This window comes from Zobellia russellii, from assembly GCF_018728565.1.
GTDB classification, from domain to species: Bacteria; Bacteroidota; Bacteroidia; order Flavobacteriales; family Flavobacteriaceae; genus Zobellia; species Zobellia russellii.
The window spans coordinates 335,307-356,795 of sequence record NZ_JACSOI010000005.1; the positions used below are offsets into that span (position 1 = coordinate 335,307).

Genomic DNA, 21,489 nt, shown 5'->3' on the forward strand with positions numbered 1-21,489 from the left:
CTCTAAAATCCAATATCCATTTTTTTTTACAGAACACTAATATTTAAAAAATGCCTATGCTTGCACGAGTAGCCAATAATCTTTTTTGGATGGGACGTTATATTGAACGTTCGGAACACATTGCCCGATACCTTAGGGTAAATTATTTTTCGTCACTCGATGCTCCTAACCAACTATCACAATCCAGACAATTTGTACTGCGCTCTATGCTAACCATGATCGGAGACCCTGTAGCTAACGAGTCTCAAACCCTTAACGAAGAAGAAGTGCTCTATAAAATTGGTTTGGATCCGGATTACACTTCGTCTATACTAAATAACGTGAGAAGTTCAAGGGAAAATGCCAATAGTGCCCGGGATTTAATATCGACTGAATTGTACGAATCCATTAACAAATTCTACCACTTTATCTCTAACTATGATGCCCAAGCTTATAGCAAGAACGGGCTCCATGATTTTACCCTCACCGTAACCGAGATGTCCGCTATCTTAAGAGGCAAAGTGCGAAGTACGCTCATGCATGATGAAATTTATGCTATTATAATGATGGGGGCCAACATTGAAAGGGCAACCCAGATTATACGTATAATAAACGCCAAACATAATGACGCTCTTAAAGCTCAGGGCAGTTATGGCGATAAATTCAAGAACAGCTTCGAATGGACTACCCTATTGAAGTGTACGGAATCTTATGATATGATGCGCAGGTTTTATAAAAAAACACCAAACAGTATATCCACCTTGGAGTTTCTAATCCTTAACCCAGATTGTCCAAGGTCTATAATGAACAGCCTAAACCAAGTCTGCAAGCACATAAAAATACTAGATTCCAATAAGAAACCTTGCCAAAATTCAACCGCCTTTTTAGTGGGGAAAATAAGGGCGGAATATGAGTTTAAGTGTATTGTTCAGATTGAAAATGACATTCAATCTATAATAGACAGTACTTTAAATAGTCTTTATGAAATTAGTCAGAAAATGGAAGAAGAATTTTTTAGTTACTAAAAAAGTAGACACAATCCGTTTAAAAATAAAACATATCCAGAACCAACTTATCCAACTATACCATGCCTTTAGAATATTCTATTACATACAAAGCAAAAAATACCTATGAAGAAGCGGTGCATGAAGCATATTGGCAATTTTTAATAATCCCCAAGGAAAATGAGTCTCAACAATTTATTGGAGTGGACTTTGCAAACACCATTCAGGCCCACAATGAATACTCCATAAACGGTTATGGCTTTAAGACCATACGGGTACACCCCAAACAAAAATTTAATGACATTGGTTTTGAAGCTAACTTTAAATTAATAAAGAAGGAAATCAACCCTTTTGATTTTGAACCGGAACAAGACATAGAAAGGTCCTATAAAAAAATTCAAGAACTAGATTTTAAAGTAGACCATGAGGCCTTTTTAAAAACAACTCATTTTACGAGTATTCCGGAGCAGAAGACACCCCTTTTTCAGTGGAATACAAGCGAATCCATTTTTGATAATATACTTGGGCTTAACGAATATACCTATAGCTATATTCGTTTTAATGCAGATGCCACAGATGTCCACACTACACTTGCCGAAATTCTAAAAATCCGTCAGGGCGTTTGTCAGGATTTTACACATTTATTCTGTGCATTGGCCCGTATGCACGGCATTCCAGCTCGCTATGTTTCAGGATATCTACACCAAGGAAATGGTTATTTTGGAGATTCCCAGATGCATGCTTGGGCAGAAGTCTTCGTACCTTATGTAGGCTGGCTAGGTCTTGACCCTACAAACAATATACTGGCCGGAACCAATCATATAAAAGTTGCCCATGGCAAGGATTATAAGGACTGCTCACCTTTAAAAGGCGTGGTATATACCGCAGGAAAGAATGAAACCGTTCATTCCGTACAAGTTAGCAGTCAAAATCAGCAGTAGCTCTTTTCAACTTATAAAAACCTAAAAGACATATCCATAAGAATAGCTTATTCCTAAATATAAACAATCAACTATTTACTGCAGAATAGATAAAAAAGAGTAGTATTTTTGTTTATAAAACAGAATACAATGACAATTACTACAGACCTATTTAAAGGTCTACAGGATCGCCTTGGTGCGTTAAGGAGGTATCTTTGACGTTGATGCTAAGCTTATAGAAATAGAGAACGAACAGGAGAAAACTTTGGCTCCTGACTTTTGGGACAACCCACAAGAGGCTCAAGCCCATATGAAATTCATACAGTCCAAAAAACAGTGGGTAGACGATTATAATGTTGCCAAAACACTAGTGGACGACTTGGAAATCTTATTGGAATTCCAACAAGAGGGAGAAGATAACGAAGCAGAAGTAACGGCTCAGTACCATAAGGCATTAAGCAAATTGGAGAATCTGGAGTTCAAAAACATGCTTTCCGAAGAAGGAGACGAACTCCCCGCTGTACTGCAAATTACAGCAGGTGCAGGAGGTACGGAAAGTTGTGATTGGGCGTCTATGCTTATGCGTATGTATATGATGTGGGCCGAGAAAAACAAGTATAAGGTAAAGGAGCTCAACTATCAAGAAGGAGATGTTGCCGGTATAAAAACCGTAACGTTGGAGATAGATGGCGATTTTGCATTTGGTTGGTTAAAAGGTGAAAATGGTGTTCACAGGTTGGTGCGTATTTCACCGTTTGACAGTAATGCCAAACGCCACACTTCATTTGCATCTGTATATGTATACCCTCTTGTAGATGACAGTATTGAGATTGATGTGAACCCTGCGGATATTACCATTACAACGGCACGGTCCAGTGGAGCGGGTGGTCAGAACGTAAACAAGGTAGAGACCAAGGTACAATTGGTGCATCACCCCACAGGCATCCAAATTTCTTGTTCGGATTCTAGGAGTCAGCATGACAATAGGGCTACGGCCATGAAAATGTTGAAATCTCAACTGTACGAAATTGAGCTTCGGAAGAAAATGGAGGCCCGTCAAGAAATAGAATCCTCTAAAATGAAGATTGAATGGGGTTCTCAAATTCGAAACTATGTTATGCACCCGTACAAATTGATTAAAGATGTACGAACGGCAGAAGAAACAGGAAATATAGATGCCGTTATGGATGGCGATATAGATGTGTTTTTAAAAGCCTATTTAATGATGATGGGGCAGAAAGATGAAGATTAGACTTACTGCATAAATTAAAATTTAAAATCAAATAACAAATGATCAAGATATACCACAACCCAAGATGCCAAAAATCCCGAGAAGGATTAAAAGTGTTGGAAAATTCAGGTAAGGAATTTGAAGTTATAAAATATCTAGAAGAAATTCCAACTAAGGAGGAGCTACGTAAGGTCATAGACTGTTTAGGAATAACTCCAGAAATGCTTGTTCGTAAAAACGAGCAAATTTGGAAAGATAATTTTAGAGGTAAGTTGCTTTCAAGTGAAGAAGTTTTGGACGCTATGATTCAGCACCCTAAATTAATTGAAAGACCAATTGTAGTAAACGGTGGAAAAGCCGTTATTGGCAGACCCGTTAATTTAATTGACGATATTATTTAAATTAAGGGTGCTTCTTAGCATCCATGCAAAAAGTAAGCATTTCGTTGATTTTCAACGGAATGCTTACTTTTGTTTTATTAAGTTTCCGTCTTCAATAATTTGGTACATTTGTTGCTGTTTCGTTTTAACAAAGCTTTAACCATAATGGGTTAAACCAATCGTAAAAAATACAATCATATAAACTGATATCGTCATGAAAAACAATATCCCATACGTTATTTTATTTTTTGTTCTATTGCTCTCAAGTCCAGAATTAGTGGCCCAATACGGCTACGGTGGCGGAGGTTATGGTTATGGTGGTGGCGGCTATGGTGGGTACGGAAGACAACGTAGTGCCATTCCGCAAGTTCAGGAAACCCCAAAAGAACCAGAACCAAAGACCGCTGAGCAAATTGTGAATGATGAGATGCCCAATATTGCAGCTGTATTGGAACTTAACGAGTTTGAGTCCGCTGTAATGAGTTCTGTGTTAAAAAAGTATCTGCAAAAGCGAATTGAAATGCAGATTTTACAACTTACACCCGAGCAAATGCGCGAGGGAATGGAAAAGATTACAAAGGCACAGGACGAAGAGTTAAAAGCTGGGCTCCCTATTGAAAAGTACGATGCTTTTGTAGAAATGCAGAAGAAAGGGATGCAGAAGACCAAGAAAGAAAAGAAGCGAGAGAAAAAACGAAAGAAGAAAAAATCCAAAGACTGACATGAATAAAACGTTCTTGATTGCCCTGTTACTGTTATCACTAAACACATTTGCACAACGGCCGCAGCGGCCCCAAAGTCAAGAACAACAACCCATTAAAATTACCGGCACCGTTCTGGATAAGGATAACGGCCTCCCTCTTGAATATGCCACTTTAGTACTTCATAGTGTAAAAGACCCGAAAAAAGTAACCGGTGGAATTACTGATTTAGACGGTAAGTTTGAAGTTGAGACCCTGCCAGGCAAATACAATATTAGTGTAGAGTACATCTCCTATAAGACCTATAAACTAGCGGAACAGGAACTAACACAATCCACAGATTTAGGCACTATAAAACTCGCACTTGATGTTGCCCAACTAGAAGGAGTAGAAGTTGTTGGCGAGAAAACCACGGTAGAAGTTCGTCTTGACAAAAAAATCTATAACATAGGTAAAGACCTTACCACTAGCGGCGCAACCATAAGCGACGCCCTTAACAATGTACCTTCCGTAAATGTAGATGTAGAAGGGGCTATTAGCTTGCGAGGCAACGAAAATGTTAGAATTCTAATAAACGGAAAACCTTCGGCCTTAGCGGGTTTTGGATCTACGGATGCCCTAAGGGAATTGCCGGCAGATGCCATTGAAAAGGTTGAGGTAATTACAAGTCCCTCCGCTAGATATGATGCAGAAGGTACGGCAGGTATTTTGAACATTGTTTTAAAGCGAGAAAAAACACTAGGATTTAACGGTTCCGTAAATGTAAATATAGGGTACCCTTCACAAAGTAGTATGTCCATAAATGCTAATTTAAGGACGGATAAATTTAACGTATTTAATACGTTGGGCTATAGATACAATGAATCTCCTGGTCATGCTTTTTATGAAAATTCATACAACAATGGCCAATATGATCAAATTAATGAAAACCGAGATTATACCCGATCGGGCAAGGGTTTCAATAATAATTTTGGCGTTGAATATTTCTTTAACGAAAAGTCATCGCTTACGGGAAGTTTCTTTATGCGTTTTCAAGATGGAGACGATTTAACAGAAAACTATAGCGATTATTTTGAGAATGGACTTTTAACAAGACAGAGCTTTAGGGAAGAAATTGAACTTGAAGACGAAGAAAATTATCAGTTCTCATTAAATTACGTAAATAATATTGATGATGACGGTCAAAAGCTTACCGCAGATTTACAGTATTCCAATGGTGATGAAGTAGAGAATTCTACAATTGATGACAACAATACTTTTCCCAACACCAGCCTTAACACGCTTGAAACCGTCTATCAAAACGAAATTGACGATGAATATTTGGTTCAGGCCGATTATGTACTACCTATGGGAGATGCACAGTTTGAAGTAGGTTACAGGGGTACTTTTGAAAGAGAGATTACAGATTACAAACTAGACTCTTTAGATAGGTCTACCAATCAATTTGTAACCAATGAAGATTTAACCAACAAATTCAATTACCAAGAAAATGTAAATGCCCTGTATACCCAATACGGTAATAAGTTCGGGAAGTTTTCTTTCTTGGCAGGTTTGCGTTTGGAAAACACGCAATTAAAGGGAGAAGTAACTTCGGACTTTGACACATCTGCCATAGAGGATGCCTTAGGCGAGGATATAGATTTAAATTTTGACAAAAACTATCTAGGGCTCTTCCCTACCCTTAACCTTATATTTGAAATTGGTGAGATGGAAAATATTTCTTTAGGCTACAATAGAAGAATCAATAGGCCCAGAGGGCGTTTTATAAATCCATTTCCTTCTAGATCTAGTAGAGCCAATATTTTTCAAGGAAATCCAGATTTAGACCCAGCCTATTCAAATTCGTTTGATTTAGGTTATTTAAAACGTTGGGACAAGCTTACGCTTACTTCATCTGTATATTACAAACGTGAGACCAATTCATTTGAATACATACAAGAAGCCACAGGACAAACCACAACGGACAGTGTGCGAATCATTAGATCTTTACCCATAAACTTATCTTCTAACGAAAGAATAGGTGCCGAAGCCGGTGTGTTGTACAATCCAAAAAAATGGTTGCGCTTAAACGGTAGTGTCAACTTCTTTCAGTTCTCCAGTGAAGGCGAACATAATGGAACGGATTATGGAACGGATAATACCAGTTGGTTCGCCCGCTTTAGCTCTAAAGTAAGTCTCCCTAAGAAAATAGAATGGCAGACGAATGCTTTTTATATGGGGCCCCGCCAAAATGCACAGACTGAAACAAAGAGTATGCTATCCATAAACTTAGCTTTCAGCAAAGACATTATGAAAGATAAAGGCACGGTATCACTAAACGTAAGTGACCTTTTGAATTCAAGAAAAAGACAATCGTATACCGTTTCCGATGATTTTACCTCTAGAAGCGAGTTTCAGTTTAGACCTAGGTCGATTAACCTCTCCTTTAGGTATAGAATCAACCAATCTAAAGAACGAGATCGCAAAAATGGCAGAGGCGGAAATGAGAATGGTGGTGGAGAAGATGAAATGGAAGGTTAAAAGAACAGTCTCAATAAAAAATCCCTGCTAATTTAATAGATTAGCAGGGATTTTTTTATTCGATTAGATGCACAAAAAAGCAGGAAAACGATAATTCGTCTTCCTGCTTTTATATGGTTACTAGCGTTAAACGCTACGTTTTGCTTTCTTTTTATCTCTCCACTCTTTATAGAGTTCCAAGATATTTCCTCCCAACCAATAAGGTACAACAAAGGTCAACAAGAAAATCATTAACCAAAACCCAATGGTCAAAATGGTTAAAAATGCTAAAAATCCAAGGTACTGATCAAATTCCATCTTCTAAATTTTGCTATACAAAGATACTTTAGAAAGAATGAAAATTGCAAATCGAAATCAAAAAAAATAGCATAACTTAAAAAACCTAAAATTTTAAAGTCCCAAAGAGGATATAAAATGGTGAAATAGTACCTTTGTTAACTAACGTAATATTACCATAATGAGCTTTAGAATCGAAAAAGATACCATGGGCCAAGTAGAGGTGCCCAGTGATAAATATTGGGGTGCCCAAACTGAGCGTTCTAGAAATAATTTTAAGATAGGCCCAACGGCATCTATGCCTTTAGATGTGGTCTACGGATTTGCTTATTTAAAAAAAGCTGCAGCTTATGCCAATCATGAACTTGGTGTTCTTGCCGTAGAGAAAAGAGATCTCATCGCCCAAGTTTGCGACGAAATTTTAGAAGGCAAACATGATGACCAATTTCCATTGGTTATTTGGCAAACAGGATCGGGTACACAGAGTAACATGAATGTTAACGAGGTTATCGCCAATCGTGCCCATGAAATTGCCGGAAAGAAGATTGGAGAGGGCGAGAAAACCATTCAGCCTAATGATGACGTAAACAAATCGCAATCTTCCAACGATACCTTTCCAACAGGTATGCATATTGCAGCCTATAAAAAGATAGTTCAGAATACAATTCCGAGTGTTACCCAATTACGGGACACTTTGGATAAAAAATCCAAGGATTTTGCCCAAGTAGTAAAAATTGGTAGAACGCATTTAATGGATGCTACCCCCCTAACCTTGGGGCAAGAGTTTTCAGGTTATGTATCGCAGTTGGATCACGGCTTAAAAGCACTTAAGAATACTTTGGACCACTTAAGTGAGTTGGCTTTAGGTGGAACTGCTGTGGGAACCGGATTGAATACACCAAATGGCTACGATGTAGTGGTGGCCAAGTATATTGCAGAATTTACGGGACTACCTTTCCGTACTGCAGAAAATAAGTTTGAGGCCCTTGCTGCGCACGATGCTATCGTTGAGAGCCATGGCGCTCTTAAGCAACTAGCAGTTTCCCTTAATAAAATAGCCAATGACGTACGTATGATGGCTTCCGGACCAAGATCTGGTATAGGCGAAATTATTATTCCGGCAAATGAGCCAGGTAGTTCAATTATGCCCGGTAAAGTGAACCCAACGCAATGTGAAGCAATGACTATGGTCTGTGCCCAAGTAATGGGTAACGATGTAGCTATTTCTGTTGGCGGGACACAAGGCCACTATGAACTGAATGTTTTTAAGCCTATGATGGCCGCTAATATTCTTCAGTCCGCTGAATTGATCGGAGATGCCTGTGTAAGCTTTGACGTGAACTGTGCCGCCGGTATTGAGCCAAACCATGAGGTAATTAAAGAACTCCTGAACAACTCTCTTATGTTGGTTACTGCCCTGAATACAAAAATTGGGTACTACAAAGCCGCAGAAATTGCAAATACGGCTCACAAAAACGGAACAACATTAAAGGAAGAAGCCGTTAATCTAGGTTATGTTTCTGCAGAAGATTATGACAACTGGGTAAAACCGGCAGATATGGTAGGTAGTCTTAAATAGACCAAAAACACAAATAACTGAATAAAAAAAGGGGCAATCTTCTAGATTGCCCCTTTCCATTTATATATAATGGATAGTGTGTATACTTATTATTTTAAAGTGAACTTAGAAGTTCCCAATAATTTTAATCTATCGTCATAAACATTCACCATATAGTTTCCATCTTTGAAATCTCCTGCAGGCTTGCTAATATAATCGCAAACATCTAAAGATTTGTTCTCGTAGTAGAAACCTGTTCCTTTGCTATATGTTACTGAAGCCCCAGAATCATTAGTTTTAGAGTAGCTCTCACCCAAAACGTTACCCTGTGGATCAAGAACCTCTATGAAAAACTCTCTGTCTCCAGCCTGAGCAATAACGTTATCGGCAACTGTAAAACAAATTTTAAACTTATCTGTTCTTTTAGCTCTAGAAGTAGATACCAATTTACCACTGCTTCGCTCTTTAACGGCATCAACACTAAATTTAGATAAGTTAAGCGCAGAACCTTTCTCTACAACATCTGCCAATTGCGTGTTTTGTACAACCAAAGAATCGTTAAAAACGGTTTGTTTCTCTAATTCAGTATAAGTACTGTCTCTTTGCATTGCAATAAAAGTATTCGACTTTGTAAGTGAATCTACTTGCTTAAGCAATTGCTCTCTCTCCTGCTTTAAAACACTTACTTGTCTTCTGTATTTAGAAAGAGAAGAAATATCAGCTTTCATGTTTTTTACAGAATCAATGTATTTTGCAATGTTATCTCTAGCTGAAACCAACTCTTCGTTAGTTGCGTTGCTTTCTAGAATAGCTTTATCGTATTCAGATTTTAAACTGTTTAAATCCTCAACTACCAATTGCTTTTCTTGAGTAAGAGCGGTTTCATTCTTTTTCTTCTCTTGATAAAGGCTAACTGTGTATATGATGGTTCCCAAAAGCACCACACCTAGCAGTCCCGCCAGTACTTTTAATCCATTGTTGTTTTTTGTTTCAGTCATAATGTTAAGGTTTATTACTAGTAAGAATTATTTGTTTGTATCGCTGTATATACGGTAAGATTTTCTTTTTAGATTTTTTGATGTAAAAAAATCGATTATTAAGACAATGAAAACATTATGATATATTAACTTTAAAGTATAGTTCAATTTTTTTTAAAATCACATGTCCGTTAAAATTACATCTTTTAAACCCGCGTATGCCCCCGTATTTAAAGAGCTCAACAAGAATTGGATAGAACAATACTTTTCCATAGAACCTATGGATATTTCTGTATTGGAAAATTGCCAAGAATATATAATAGATAAAGGCGGATACATCTTTTTTGCTCAAATGGAAGATAATATAATAGGATGTTTTGCTCTTTTAAAAGTAAACAGTACCACATATGAGTTAGGAAAAATGGCTGTTTCAACAGAATTTAGAGGCCTCAAAGTGGGTCAGAAATTGTTGTCATTTGCTGTAGATTTTGCCAAAGAACAATCTTGGGAAACCCTTATTCTATATTCAAGCACCAAATTAGAGAACGCCTTACATATTTATAAAAAATTTGGTTTTAGAGAAGTACCTATGGAAGCACATGTAGAATACGCTCGAAGCGATATAAAAATGCAATTAACCTTATAATACTGTCATGAAAAAATTATTAATCACACTTATAAGCTTTTCCGCCCTCTGTATGGGATGTAAAGAGAGTAAAAAAGAAACTGTAATTAACAAAGAGAATACGCTGGAGGTCAACACTTCTACAAAAGCGCCTTCTAATGATAACACTAAAGCTTCAGAGGTGAAAATAATTCCCATTGAACATGCAACCGCGGTTTTAGAATGGAAGAATATCACCATTTACGTGGACCCCGTTGGAGGCCTTGATGCTTTTAAAGGTCAAAAATCACCTGATTTAATATTGATTACAGACATACATGGAGACCATTTTAACCTAGAGACCCTTGAAGCCCTAGGGACGGACAAAGCTAAAATAATAGTACCGCAAGCCGTTGCCGATAAACTTCCTAAAGTTTTCACCCCTCAAATAGACGTTTTAAATAATGGAGAAAGCAAAGAACGTTACGGAATAACGGTTGAAGCTGTACCTATGTATAATTTACGAGAAGAAGCGCTGAAGTTTCATGAAAAAGGTCGTGGCAATGGGTATATCCTAAACTTTTACAATCAACGTGTTTATTTTTCAGGTGATACCGAAGACATTCCAGAAATGAGAAGTTTAAAAAATATAGACAAAGCTTTTATTTGCATGAACCTGCCATACACTATGACACCCGAAAGTGCCGCCGATGCTGTATTGGAGTTTAAACCAAAAGAGGTCTACCCTTATCATTACAGGGGAAAACCAGATGTTAGCGATGTTTCCAAGTTTAAGGAATTGGTAAACGCCGGTGATAAAAATATTAAAGTAGTTCAACTGGATTGGTATCCTAATGAGGATTACTAGATGTAACGAGAAGAACATAAAAAAAAGCTCTTGAAGAATTTCAAGAGCTTTTTTTATTGTTAAAATCGAATTTATTATCGAATCAATTTCTTGTATTTTATTCGCTTAGGAATTAAATCTCCACCTAAACGTTTCTTCTTGTTTTCTTCATAATCCGAGAAAGAACCTTCAAAGAAATACACCTGAGAATCGCCTTCAAAAGCCAAAATGTGCGTACAGATACGATCTAAGAACCAACGGTCGTGAGAAATAACAACAGCACAACCCGCAAAGTTTTCAAGACCTTCCTCCAATGCTCGTAAAGTATTCACATCTAAGTCGTTAGTAGGCTCATCTAAAAGCAATACATTACCTTCTTCCTTTAAGGTCATTGCCAAGTGCAAACGGTTACGTTCACCACCGGAAAGCATGTTTACTTTCTTATTCTGCTCGCTTCCCGAAAAGTTGAACCTGCTTAAATACGCCCGAGAATTTACTTGTCTACCACCCATCATAATAAGCTCTTGCTCATCACTAAAGTTTTGCCAAATAGTTTTCTCCGGGTCTATATTGGAATGACTTTGGTCTACATAGGAAATTTTTGCGGTCTCCCCTACTTCAAAATCACCTTTGTCTGGCTGCTCCTCGCCCATGATCATTCTAAAAATAGTGGTCTTACCAGCTCCATTCGGGCCAATTACACCAACAATACCTGCCTGTGGAAGTTTAAAGTTCAAATCTTCGTAAAGCAATTTATCATCATATGCCTTACTTACTCCTTTCGCCTCCAATACATTTGTTCCTAAACGCGGTCCGTTTGGAATATAAATTTCAAGTTTCTCGTCAAGCTGTTTTTGATCTTGACTCATCAACTTATCGTAATTCTTTAAACGCGCTTTCTGTTTGGTCTGACGCCCTTTAGCACCTTGACGCACCCAGTCCAGCTCGCGCTCCAATGTCTTTTGTCTTTTGGAGGCCGTTTTACTTTCATCTGCCAATCGTTTGGATTTTTGGTCCAACCAGCTAGAGTAGTTTCCTTTCCAAGGAATACCTTCTCCGCGGTCAAGCTCTAAAATCCACCCAGCAACGTTATCCAAGAAATATCTATCGTGCGTTACGGCAATAACGGTCCCTTTATATTGGGCCAAGTGGTGTTCTAACCAGTGTACAGATTCGGCATCAAGGTGGTTAGTAGGTTCATCCAATAATAATATTTCAGGTTCCTGAAGCAGTAAACGGCAAAGTGCCACTCGTCTTCGCTCACCTCCTGAAAGCACCCCTATCTTTTTATCCGGGTCCGGAGTACGGAGCGCATCCATAGCTATTTCTAGTTTGGTATCCAGTTCCCAAGCATTAGACGCATCAATTTTATCTTGAAGCTCAGCTTGCTTATCCATCAACTTCTGCATCTTGTCCGCATCTTCATAAACTTCAGGAAGACCGAACATGTCGTTTATTTTATTGTACTCATCCAGTATCGCAACCGTCTCACTAACACCTTCCTTTACAATCTCAAGAACGGTTTTATTCTCATCCAACTCCGGCTCTTGCTCCAAGTACCCCACTTTATATCCTGGGGAAAAGACAACATCACCTTGAAAATTTTTATCCACACCCGCTATAATCTTAAGCAAGGTGGACTTACCTGATCCGTTAAGGCCAAGAATACCAATCTTAGCTCCGTAAAAAAAGCTCAGATATATGTTTTTAAGAACGGGCGTATTTGCGCTCTTATATGTTTTGGTGACTCCGGACATGGAGAAAATCACCTTCTTATCATCAGACATAAAATAATATTAAGTAATTTATAAAAAGGATATTACACTGTTTATCTAAACTCTTCCTTTAAGAGCATTGAACACCCAAGCAATAGCAAAAAATCCTATTCCCACGGAGGCAAAGCCCCAACCCGCAACTTCATCGTATCTAAAAGCGCCTAAGGCTATTAGGGCCAGACCCACAAAAATCATTATAAAAGTGGCCCATGCCAGTACGGTATTTTTATTCATTCCCATGGTATATTGGTTTCAATTTTGGTAACTTCAAATATCGTAATTTTTATAGTATTCTAAGGCTCTACACCTTCTTTTTGTTGTTCAAAAGGAAAAATAACACCCGTTTTCTGTCGTACTTGAAACAAAAGGTCTGCTAAATCCTTACTATTTTGATGACTCCACAGTTTACTTTCTAGTTCACCGGATGCCAAACAGGCATGAACTTCTTCAATTTCATAGGTATATCCTTTACCGTGGGTAGGTAGGTCATAGTTAGTCAACACGCTATCTTTTTCTACCGAATAGCCTTGTGCTTCATGCCATCTTGGGTGCAGAAAAATACTGCCTTCACTCCCCGAAATTTCGGCCTTCATCTCAGATTTGGAGTTCAAACCACTATATAAAATAGCCTGTGCCTCCTCATATTCAAAAATCATTGATGTCTGCATTTCTATTCCCGTTTTAAATAAACGAGAAGATGCCTGAATGTTCTTGGGCATTCCCAAAACTAAATAGGACAGAAAAATAGGATAAATACCTATATCCAATAAAGAACCACCAGCTAAATTTGGATTCAACAACCTATTTTTTGGGTCTCTTCCCAAAGCATAAAACGCAAAGTCTGCATGAATGAACCCTACAGAACCAATTTCACCCTGCTCTACCAATTGTTTTGCTTTTTGAATAGATGGATTAAAACGACTCCAAAGCGCCTCCATTAAGAAGACTTTGTTCTTTTTTGCGGATGCAATCATCCTTGATACTTCTTGGGGGTTAACGCCCATTGGTTTTTCACAGAGCACATGCTTGCCATTTTCCATGGCCTTAATACTTAAATCTTCATGCAATGTATGTGGCGTTGCTATGTATACAACATCAACTTCAGCAGACTTAAATAAGGCTTCATAACTATCAAAAGTATGGGGCGCCCCATATTCATCTGCAAACTCTTTTGCTTTGTCCATGCTTCTTGAGGCAACACCAGTAAGCCTTCCTCCAGAAACCAAAGCCAAATCTTTAGCAAAACTATGTGCTATGCTTCCCAAGCCTACAATTCCCCAACGTATTTCCTGTGCCATATGATTTTCGATTTTTTCAAATGTAAACAATTTTACTCCTTATCTTTAAGCATTGAAATGTCAAGGCAAAAAAATGGATTTAAAATTTAACAAGAACGAAGATCACAATAAATTACTCCTAAGCGACCTGAAAAGAAGGTTGGCCCAAGTAAAATTGGGTGGTGGAAAAGCACGTATTCAAAAGCAGCACGACCAAGGCAAAATGACGGCTCGTGAACGCATAGACTATCTATTGGACGATAATACGGATAGTCTTGAAATAGGTGCTTTTGTAGGCGACGGCATGTACGAAGAACATGGTGGATGCCCCTCCGGAGGCGTTGTTATTAAAATTGGATACGTATCCGGCAAACAATGTATTGTGGTGGCCAATGATGCCACGGTAAAAGCCGGGGCTTGGTTCCCCATTACGGGAAAGAAAAATCTACGTGCGCAAGAAATTGCTATGGAGAACCGCTTACCCATCATCTATTTAGTGGATAGTGCCGGTGTTTATCTTCCTTTGCAGGACGAGATTTTTCCGGACAAGGAACATTTTGGGCGCATTTTTAGAAACAATGCCGTAATGAGTAGTATGGGTATCACACAAATTGCGGCCGTCATGGGCAGTTGTGTGGCCGGCGGGGCCTATCTACCTATTATGAGCGACGAAGCTTTAATTGTGGATAAGACGGGAAGTATTTTCTTGGCCGGAAGCTACCTTGTTAAAGCGGCCATTGGCGAGAGTATAGATAACGAAACCCTTGGTGGCGCCACTACGCATTGTGAAGTTAGTGGGGTGACCGATTACAAAGCCAAAGATGATGCCGATGCACTGAATACCATAAAAAATATTATGGATAAAATTGGTGATTTTGATAAGGCTGGCTACAACAGAAAAGAGGCCGCAAAACCCAAAGACAACCCTGATGATATTTTTGGAATTTTACCCAATTCCAGAACGGACCAGTACGATATGGGCGAGATTATAAAACGTCTGGTTGACAATTCTGAGTTTGAAGAATATAAAGAAGGCTATGGAAAAACCATACTTACGGGATATGCGCGTATAGATGGTTGGGCCGTAGGTATAGTGGCCAACCAGCGTAAAGTAGTCAAAACCAAAAAAGGTGAAATGCAGTTTGGAGGGGTTATTTACTCGGATTCTGCGGATAAGGCCACCCGGTTTATTGCCAATTGCAACCAAAAGAAAATTCCCCTTGTATTCTTACAGGATGTTACCGGTTTCATGGTGGGCAGCAAAAGCGAACATGGAGGCATCATTAAAGATGGCGCCAAAATGGTGAATGCCGTTAGTAACTCCGTTGTTCCCAAATTCACTATCGTAATCGGCAATAGCTATGGGGCCGGAAACTATGCTATGTGCGGCAAGGCATATGACCCCAGACTCATTGCCGCTTGGCCAAGTGCCGAATTGGCTGTGATGGGCGGAAATTCCGCGGCTAAAGTACTTTTACAAATCGAAAAGGCTTCTCTTAAGAAAAAAGGTGAAACAATCACCGAGAAGAAAGAAGCAGAACTTTTCAATAAAATAAAAAGCAGGTATGATAATCAAGTTTCTCCCTATTACGCCGCTTCACGTCTTTGGACCGATGCCGTAATAAACCCTCTAGATACCCGTAAATGGATTTCTATGGGAATTGAAGCCGCAAACCATGCTCCAATTGAAAAAGATTTTAATTTAGGTGTTATTCAGGTATAATCTAGTTTCTGGATTACTACAGAAGTTATAAGGCGACCTTTTTCAAGGTTGCCTTTCTTTTTATTTTTCCGCTAGACGTCTCAACAAAAGCGTCTACCGTAAAAATTTCCTTAGGTATTTCATATTTTTTAAGCGAACCCAGATTCGCTATTTTTTCTTTAAGTGCGGCTATTTTAGGAATTCCTTCTACGAGCAAAACTAATTTCTGACCAAGGTTTTCATTGGGTACGCCTGCCACAAAAAACCTATTTTCCATAACTGCGGCCAGCTTTGCTTCCACCTGTTCGGGAAATAGTTTTACACCTCCTGAATTAATTACATTATCCAAACGCCCCAACCACTTAAAGGTTTTTTCCGAAGTTAAGTGTACCATATCATTAGTATGTATAGTTTCGTTAGCAACCAATGGCGCATCAATTACCAAACACCCCCTATCATCTGTGGCAATCTTCACATTCGCTAAGGTTGTAAACACATCCAAATCTATATCCGTTTGAACTAATGCCGCTAATAATGGCTTCACCGCAATATGCGTTATAGTTTCGGTCATGCCGTATGTTTCGTAGACGTTTGTTCTTAGTGATGCTTTAAGAAACTCCTCCTTCAACTTATAAGAAACTGGAGCACCGCCTACAATAAGTTTTTTCACCCTGTCCAACTCATTAAACGAATCCCCAAACTGCAAGGGAACCATAGCTACAAAATCATACGAAGCCGAAGTTTCCAATAAAGGATTTGACGAAGGAGCAACACAATCTATGGATAGCCCTAAAACCATGGCCCTTACCAACATCATTTTACCCGCTATAAAACTCACCGGAAGACAAAGAAGAGCCGTATCCCCAGGTTTAAGATTGAAGAAATCACCAGTGGCAATAGCCGAATTTACCATGTGCTGTTTTTGTAGAACAATAGGCTTGGGGACTCCTGTAGAACCCGAAGTGTGTACGGTTACGGTAGATTCATTATTCAACCAGTCTATGAGAAAATCGCCAATTTCCTTTTCAAAGGCTTTCCCCTCCTTAACAAAACTATAGGCTACTTCTTTTAGCTCTTCCTTAGAATACGAAATTCCGTTTAGCCTAAACTGTTCATGAAGTTTTTTATAGGTCCGTTCGCTCATCATTCAGGGCTAAAAATGTTTCTTTGGAGGGTACATCTCCCGTTAAACGCTCTTTCCAATCGGACCAATTGTATTTTTTAGCAAAGACAAAAAGTAAAATAGGATAAATAACAAAAACAGGTACTAATACATCCCAACCCAAAACAGGGTCGGAAACGTCACGATATAACGAATCAACTTGAAAAGCTGTCCAATCCGCTGTTACCAAAAGTGCCGCAGTAAGATTATTAGCGGCGTGGAACCCTAAAGCCAGTTCCAAACCTTCGTCCATCAAGGTTAAAATTCCAAGAAAAAAACCGGTTCCTATATAGAATACCAAAATACCATACCCCATTTTAGCGACCTCTGGATTAAAAATATGCATGATTCCAAAAAGTAGGGAAGTCACCACAAGGGGCACCCAACGGTTCTTTGCCATAATGCCCAAACCTTGCATCATATATCCCCTCATATAATATTCCTCCATGCTAGTCTGTAAGGGAATCATCAAAACAGAAATAATAGCAAGAATTACAAAGGGAACAAGGTTAAAATTGAATTCATAATCTTCAGGTGAAAGAGCAATATCTACAAATGTAAATGCCGATGAAACTAAAGCCCAGATGGCAAACGCAAAAAACACCCTTTTAAAATCAATTTTCTTTCTAGACGTAGTAAGCTGCGTTATTTTTTGTTTATGTACTATGATTGTATAAGCAAACAGCGCTATGAGTCCAATGACAAATGTCAACAACATAAAGAATAACAATGTATTGGAGCCCAAAACATTGGCCATAGCCCCCATGTCTCCAGAACCTAAAACCGAAAGATTATCTGCCTCTACCAAAAGCGCAATAATCAATGGGGTTCCCCCTATAAATTGCCAAACAAAAAATATGGCAACAAGGCCAAGAATATATCTCCAAGGGTCACTTAAACCTTTATAGGCCTGTGCTATATACATAAATCTTCTATTAAGTTATTCTTCCATTTTTTATTGCCGTCATAAAACAACTGTCCGTTTAGGACCGTAAGCGGTGATTCTAAATTATTGGTATACAAACTACCGGTTCCCAAACCTTGTGGCATGGAGCTTTTTAAAGTATAAGTCCATTGCGCTATGGCATTCAGCCCAATATTACTTTCCAAAGCGCTGGTAATCCACCAGCCAATGTCCATTTTCTCAGCAAGTTCAATCCATTCCTGGCATCCTCTGAACCCTCCTACCAAACTAGGCTTAAGAATTATGTACTGAGGTTGTATGGTTTGTAGTAATTCTTTCTTTTTCGTTACATCAAAAACCCCTATTAATTCCTCATCAAGAGCAATAGGCAAAGGTGTAGTTGCACATAATTCCCTCATGGCTTTATATTGACCTTGTTTTATGGGCTGCTCTATGGAATGTAATTCGTATTCACTCAAATCTTTAAGTCTTTTGAACGCTTTATCTGCTGAAAACGCTCCGTTGGCATCTACGCGCAATTCAATTTGCGAAGCATCATATTTTTCTCTAATCGACTTTAAAAGAGCTATTTCAGCATCAAAATCTATAGCCCCTATTTTCATTTTAATACACTTGAAGCCTTCTTCTAACTTCTGATCTATTTGCTTATGCATAAACGTTTCTTCGCCCATCCAGATCAAACCGTTAATCTCAATAGGTTGTTGTTTTTCTATAAATGCCGATGGATATAAATGAAATGGATTGGCTGCCCGAAGTGATAAAAATGCCTGCTCCACGCCAAATTGTATGCTAGGAAATTCCATTAATGCCTCCCACAAAGCCTCTTTACCAAGATGAATATTATCACAGGTCCATTTTAGCTTTTCTTCATACCCCCTCACATCATCAATACTGAGTCCTCTTAGAATACCGCATTCCCCAATTCCTTTTTTACCGTTTTCATCAAGGATAAGAAACCAAGTTTCCTTTTGTGTCAATACGCCTCGTGAAGTACCACTAGGACGCTTAAAATCTAAAATATACTTTCTGTAGATTGCTTGCATAACCAAATTCAAATTTAGCTATATTTTACCTTTTAATCCTTGTAAAAAGGCAAGCATAAACAATAAACCGGTTTGATACAGGTAAGACGTTTTAAACAAGGGAGTTGTGGCACTCCAAGCACTTAAAATAAAAATCTAAGAAAAGTTTTTTCTAGCAGAAATTAAACCAATAACGTACACCGTCCTCAGCAGTTTTATCAATATTCAAAGTAGTTTGAAGCTGGTTTGCCAAACGGTTCATTAGTCTTATTCCCATTGAAGAATTGGCTCGCTCATCTGTGTCTTCGGGAAGGCCGATTCCATTATCCGAATATTCAAAATATCCTTCTTTCTCTCCAATTTTACGAATATGAATGTAAATCTTTCCATTTTCGTCGTTCTCGGGAAAAGCGTATTTAAAGGAGTTGGAAACAAGTTCGTTGAGCATTAAACCAAACGGAATAGCACGATCAATATCAAGCTCCACACCTTCGGCATCAACAGTTATATTAATATTGTGACCACCCTTTTTGTAAACGGATTGCACACTATTGATAAGACTCTCTATATAACTCTGCATTTCAATAACCGAAAGATCTTCGTTCTGATATAATTTTTGGTGAATCAATGCCATTGCCTTAACCCTACTCTTCCCTTCTTCCAAAGCTTCTATTGCCGCTTTACTTCTGGTATTCTTGGTCTGCAAGCTCAGTAAACTGGAAACCATCTGCAGGTTGTTCTTTACCCTATGGTGAATCTCTTTTAAAAGCGAATCTTTTTCTACCAAAGAGTTTTCTATAATATACTTCTGTTCTGCAATAAGCCGTTGGTTTTTAATACTCTTAAGATATGCATATACCAGTCCCGCAAAGCCTACAAGTGTGAACAATAATGAAATAAGAACCAAATTAATGTTTCTGTCCTTTGCCATCATATCACTACGCGACTTTTCCAAAGCTAATTTTTGCTCTGCCAACATGGTCTGCGACACAGCTAAATCCTGCCCCATAACGGTTGCCAATTGTTGCTTTCTTAATTCGGATTGATTATCTAATATAGAATCTCTTACGCGTATGTTCTTTTTAAGGTAAAGTGCGGCATTTTTGTAATCCTCGGTTTTGTCATAGTACAAGGCCAATAATCTATTCTTGCGCAATAAGTTCTCCGTGGTACTGGTCTCTAGATTGTCACTTAAAAAATCAGTAGCCTTTTCGTAATCTTGAAGCTGTAAATAACATTCGCTTATAGCCAGACTATTTTCGGTTATCTCTGAAGAAAGTTCTTTGCTCTTGTATTTTTTAAGGGTATTAATGGCACTTTCTAAATGTGGTATAGCTTCTTTATATTGCTTTAGCTCAACATGGCACTTTCCAATATTGCCCTCTATAATACCTTTTAAAAGATTAGCTTGCTCAACTTCTTCCTCTGATTTTTTTCTGGTAATAAGGTTCATAAAAACATCTATGTAACCTTTTGCTTTTTTATAATGACTTAAAGCGGTGGGCGCCGATTCATCTAACCTGAGATAATTTCCTAAATTGTTGTAATATTCTGCTTGGGCATAGAAGTCATTCTCTTCAATGGTCTTCTTAACATTATCAATATAATGCTCCATTGCCTTTCTGTACATTCCTAAATTGGCATAGATATCGTAAAACGCAACGTTCTCGTTAATACCAAGTTCTCTCTGTTCTTTACGGATTTCAATCTGTTCGGTATACATGGTCAACTGGCCATAGTTGTCGTCCATTATATCCAGTAGCTTAGATTTTAGATAAATATCTAATTCCTCTTTTTCTCCGTAAAGTTCTTTTGCAATAGCTAAACTCTTATCGTAGTCTCCTAAATCATAATAGATTCTGGCTTGTATAAGTTTAAAGCGTACAATTTCGTCGGCGTCTTCATCCTTAATTGCAGCATTAAGGTATATTGTAACCTCGTCTAACCAATCGTAAGTAGAGGTTTCTTGATAAAGGTCTGGAGTATTAAAGAAAAAGGTTAGTTTTTCGCTTGCATTCTCAATATCCATGAACTGCTGAAAAGGATTCTTATCAGTAGCTTCTTCTTCCTGCGCCGCTACGGAACAGATAAAGAATATTGCGCAAACAAGGATGGTATTTTTAAAGTAAATGTTGTTCATATATCTAAAGGGAACAAAATCAAAAAAAGATACTCTGTTCTATTTATACTAGGTTCTTACATTAGCTTATGGCCTCTCGTCTTAATAGACACAAAAACAACATTTTAATCCACTAAAAGACTTTTCTAAGCTAATATATTTAATTGGTTATTTAGTCCATTTACTTATAAATTTATGAAAAAGGACTGTAAGAAAATAATCTATTCCAATAACAATTGAAAATATGTACGCTTGACAGATTCAATACAGCTATTCAGAGTTTTTTTCTTAAAGTAAAAATACCATTAACATACAGAGAAGGGGTCATTATTGTTGTGAAACTAGGCGTAGTTGTTGTGAAACCGTGCTCTTTGAACCTTTTTTCAGAGCGCAATTTTATTCAGTATAAAATAGTATGGCTTGCGTTTTCTTACAAATATGCCCCAACTAAAAAGGAACCTAATCTTGGCAGATTAGGCTCCTTTACGAGAACACTATATGAAAATGAAA

Annotated in this window: 19 protein-coding genes; 10 read left to right on the forward strand and 9 right to left on the reverse strand. The window is 38.1% G+C overall.

Annotated elements, in window-relative coordinates:
* The first annotated feature begins 56 nt into the window (after positions 1 to 56).
* From H9565_RS14190 to H9565_RS14215, 6 genes are all read left to right on the forward strand, one after another.
* Positions 57 to 1,004 carry an alpha-E domain-containing protein gene (locus tag H9565_RS14190; protein WP_215440586.1) on the forward strand — a complete coding sequence of 316 codons (948 nt, stop codon included), beginning with the start codon at positions 57 to 59 and terminating at the stop codon, positions 1,002 to 1,004.
* A gap of 62 nt (positions 1,005 to 1,066) precedes the next feature.
* On the forward strand, positions 1,067 to 1,924 hold the full coding sequence (locus tag H9565_RS14195) for a transglutaminase-like domain-containing protein (protein ID WP_215440588.1): 858 nt from the start codon (positions 1,067 to 1,069) through the stop codon (positions 1,922 to 1,924).
* Positions 1,925 to 2,053: 129 nt separating this feature from the next.
* A protein-coding gene (gene prfB, locus H9565_RS14200) for a peptide chain release factor 2 (protein WP_246560630.1) occupies positions 2,054 to 3,155 on the forward strand; the annotation gives its coding sequence in 2 pieces (ribosomal slippage) (positions 2,054 to 2,119 and positions 2,121 to 3,155; 1,101 coding nt in all).
* 38 nt (positions 3,156 to 3,193) lie between these two features.
* The gene (gene arsC / locus H9565_RS14205; RefSeq protein WP_215440590.1) at positions 3,194 to 3,535 is read left to right on the forward strand and encodes an arsenate reductase (glutaredoxin); all 342 of its coding nucleotides are present in this window, start codon (positions 3,194 to 3,196) and stop codon (positions 3,533 to 3,535) included.
* A gap of 193 nt (positions 3,536 to 3,728) precedes the next feature.
* Positions 3,729 to 4,235: a hypothetical protein gene (locus H9565_RS14210; protein ID WP_215440592.1), complete on the forward strand. Its 507-nt coding sequence runs from the start codon at positions 3,729 to 3,731 to the stop codon at positions 4,233 to 4,235.
* A gap of 1 nt (position 4,236) precedes the next feature.
* Positions 4,237 to 6,735: a TonB-dependent receptor domain-containing protein gene (locus H9565_RS14215; protein WP_215440594.1), complete on the forward strand. Its 2,499-nt coding sequence runs from the start codon at positions 4,237 to 4,239 to the stop codon at positions 6,733 to 6,735.
* 126 nt (positions 6,736 to 6,861) lie between these two features.
* On the opposite strand, the gene H9565_RS14220 is transcribed toward H9565_RS14215, so the two are convergent.
* A complete protein-coding gene (locus H9565_RS14220; protein ID WP_162857241.1) occupies positions 6,862 to 7,032 on the reverse strand; it encodes a hypothetical protein in 171 nt (56 codons plus the stop codon).
* Positions 7,033 to 7,192: 160 nt separating this feature from the next.
* Here H9565_RS14220 and fumC point away from each other — a divergent pair, with 160 nt between their 5' ends.
* Complete coding sequence (fumC, locus tag H9565_RS14225) at positions 7,193 to 8,590, forward strand: class II fumarate hydratase (protein ID WP_215440596.1); 1,398 nt, start codon at positions 7,193 to 7,195, stop codon at positions 8,588 to 8,590.
* A gap of 89 nt (positions 8,591 to 8,679) precedes the next feature.
* Here the strand turns inward: fumC and H9565_RS14230 are convergent, their stop codons facing one another.
* Positions 8,680 to 9,567, reverse strand: coding sequence for a hypothetical protein (locus H9565_RS14230; protein ID WP_215440597.1), 888 nt, complete (start codon positions 9,565 to 9,567; stop codon positions 8,680 to 8,682).
* A gap of 163 nt (positions 9,568 to 9,730) precedes the next feature.
* On the opposite strand from H9565_RS14230, the gene H9565_RS14235 reads away from it, so the two are divergent.
* Both H9565_RS14235 and H9565_RS14240 read left to right on the forward strand, forming a co-directional pair.
* Entirely contained in the window at positions 9,731 to 10,192 is a 462-nt protein-coding gene (locus H9565_RS14235; protein WP_215440599.1) for a GNAT family N-acetyltransferase, read from the forward strand.
* A 7-nt stretch (positions 10,193 to 10,199) separates the two neighbouring features.
* A complete protein-coding gene (locus H9565_RS14240) occupies positions 10,200 to 11,018 on the forward strand; it encodes an MBL fold metallo-hydrolase (RefSeq protein WP_215440601.1) in 819 nt (272 codons plus the stop codon).
* A gap of 74 nt (positions 11,019 to 11,092) precedes the next feature.
* Here the strand turns inward: H9565_RS14240 and ettA are convergent, their stop codons facing one another.
* Genes ettA through H9565_RS14255 form a run of 3 tightly spaced genes read right to left on the reverse strand, consistent with a single transcriptional unit; the run spans position 11,093 to position 14,070 of the window.
* Positions 11,093 to 12,784, reverse strand: a complete 1,692-nt coding sequence (gene ettA, locus H9565_RS14245; RefSeq protein WP_215440603.1) for an energy-dependent translational throttle protein EttA — start codon at positions 12,782 to 12,784, stop codon at positions 11,093 to 11,095.
* 45 nt (positions 12,785 to 12,829) lie between these two features.
* Positions 12,830 to 13,012 (reverse strand): CAL67264 family membrane protein, encoded by a 183-nt coding sequence (locus tag H9565_RS14250; protein WP_013995358.1) that lies wholly within the window; start codon positions 13,010 to 13,012, stop codon positions 12,830 to 12,832.
* Positions 13,013 to 13,065: 53 nt separating this feature from the next.
* Positions 13,066 to 14,070, reverse strand: a complete 1,005-nt coding sequence (locus H9565_RS14255; RefSeq protein ID WP_215440604.1) for a Gfo/Idh/MocA family protein — start codon at positions 14,068 to 14,070, stop codon at positions 13,066 to 13,068.
* Positions 14,071 to 14,143: 73 nt separating this feature from the next.
* On the opposite strand from H9565_RS14255, the gene H9565_RS14260 reads away from it, so the two are divergent.
* Positions 14,144 to 15,772 carry an acyl-CoA carboxylase subunit beta gene (locus tag H9565_RS14260; RefSeq protein WP_215440606.1) on the forward strand — a complete coding sequence of 543 codons (1,629 nt, stop codon included), beginning with the start codon at positions 14,144 to 14,146 and terminating at the stop codon, positions 15,770 to 15,772.
* Between the two features lie 25 nt (positions 15,773 to 15,797).
* Here H9565_RS14260 and H9565_RS14265 read toward each other — a convergent pair whose 3' ends face one another.
* The 4 genes from H9565_RS14265 to H9565_RS14280 form a co-directional block, all read right to left on the reverse strand.
* Positions 15,798 to 16,898: an AMP-binding protein gene (locus H9565_RS14265; protein ID WP_317195444.1), complete on the reverse strand. Its 1,101-nt coding sequence runs from the start codon at positions 16,896 to 16,898 to the stop codon at positions 15,798 to 15,800.
* Complete coding sequence (locus tag H9565_RS14270; RefSeq protein ID WP_215440607.1) at positions 16,876 to 17,838, reverse strand: CPBP family intramembrane glutamic endopeptidase; 963 nt, start codon at positions 17,836 to 17,838, stop codon at positions 16,876 to 16,878. The genes H9565_RS14265 and H9565_RS14270 overlap by 23 nt, the downstream gene beginning before the upstream one ends.
* Positions 17,829 to 18,881: an o-succinylbenzoate synthase gene (locus H9565_RS14275; protein ID WP_215440608.1), complete on the reverse strand. Its 1,053-nt coding sequence runs from the start codon at positions 18,879 to 18,881 to the stop codon at positions 17,829 to 17,831. Before H9565_RS14275 ends, H9565_RS14270 begins: the two co-directional genes overlap by 10 nt.
* 151 nt (positions 18,882 to 19,032) lie before the next feature.
* Positions 19,033 to 21,000 (reverse strand): sensor histidine kinase, encoded by a 1,968-nt coding sequence (locus tag H9565_RS14280; protein ID WP_215440609.1) that lies wholly within the window; start codon positions 20,998 to 21,000, stop codon positions 19,033 to 19,035.
* Positions 21,001 to 21,489: the final 489 nt, after the last annotated feature.